Below are 895 nucleotides of genomic sequence, written 5' to 3'. Positions count from 1 at the left end.
GCGGCTAAACACACATAATACCCATAGGATTTGATGGGCTAAGGCCAATCACAAACATGTGTACCAATAACGTCGCGTAAATAAAAACCATAAATTACAATCAATTAAACATTTATTGATTTTTCATTATCTTCTGTTTACTTATTTTTCTATACATAAATAAACCGTATTTCTATATTCCATCACCAAACTAATTTATGCCTTTCATTTTAACGGACATTGGTAATTCTTTGCATTGAACGTTCAAATATTAGGCAAAACATCATGAAGAAAATCCAATGAAAAAAATATTAACCCCCTTTATCGTCTTTATTTCACTAGTTCTATCGGGCTGCGCCGCACAAGAAGCATCGGATCGCTATAATGCCTCTCTAGCCGTAGGTAAGGCTTACCAAGACGTAAAAGAAGAGACTCGTCTCAACCAAAGTGCGACCAAACTCAGTCTAAAAAACCTGACTTCCGCCCCTCAATTTACAGTGCCAATGTATGGACGAGTCATTGCTGAAGAAAAGCTAAACAACGGTGTTATTTACAAGCATGTTGATGTGATGGAAGCGTCCAGTGGTGAATTCTTGGGTGGTATCATCAGCAATGAGAAAATGCGATATGTGATTTACTACTTCTTAGTCAACGAAAAAGGCATGGTCGATGATTGGGCAACAGCAACCTATGAAGCGTCGTCAAGCTGGAGCCTAAATCCAATGGCGATGACGGCAATCGCAACAGACATTGAACTGAGTAAAAAGAATGCTGAAGATCCTGAGGTCGCCAAACTAGATGACATCGTTACTGTTTCTAGCGGTAATGGGATTGGTGAATGGCGTTAGTGCTTCTCTCTTGACGTTCACCTTCATTTACCAAAACTATTGGAGTTTCAATATGACACTAATCAAAA

At 38.9% G+C, this 895-nt stretch carries 1 protein-coding gene; it reads left to right on the top strand.

Going from position 1 to position 895, the window contains the following annotated elements; translation table 11 throughout:
* Positions 1–278 precede the first annotated feature (278 nt).
* Complete coding sequence (locus B9J84_RS12445) at positions 279–827, top strand: hypothetical protein (RefSeq protein WP_094124259.1); 549 nt, start codon at positions 279–281, stop codon at positions 825–827.
* The last annotated feature ends 68 nt before the right edge of the window (positions 828–895 follow it).

It is taken from the genome of Vibrio sp. V03_P4A6T147, from assembly GCF_002241085.1.
Lineage (GTDB): Bacteria > Pseudomonadota > Gammaproteobacteria > Enterobacterales > Vibrionaceae > Vibrio > Vibrio anguillarum.
Note: the sequence above shows the minus strand (reverse complement) of the source record. Positions and strands in the feature narration are given on the sequence as shown.

Excerpts from the sequence above, each read along its gene's own strand:
- B9J84_RS12445 (WP_094124259.1), top strand. The coding sequence starts at position 279 with ATGAAAAAAATATTAACCCCCTTTATCGTCTTTATTTCACTAGTTCTA.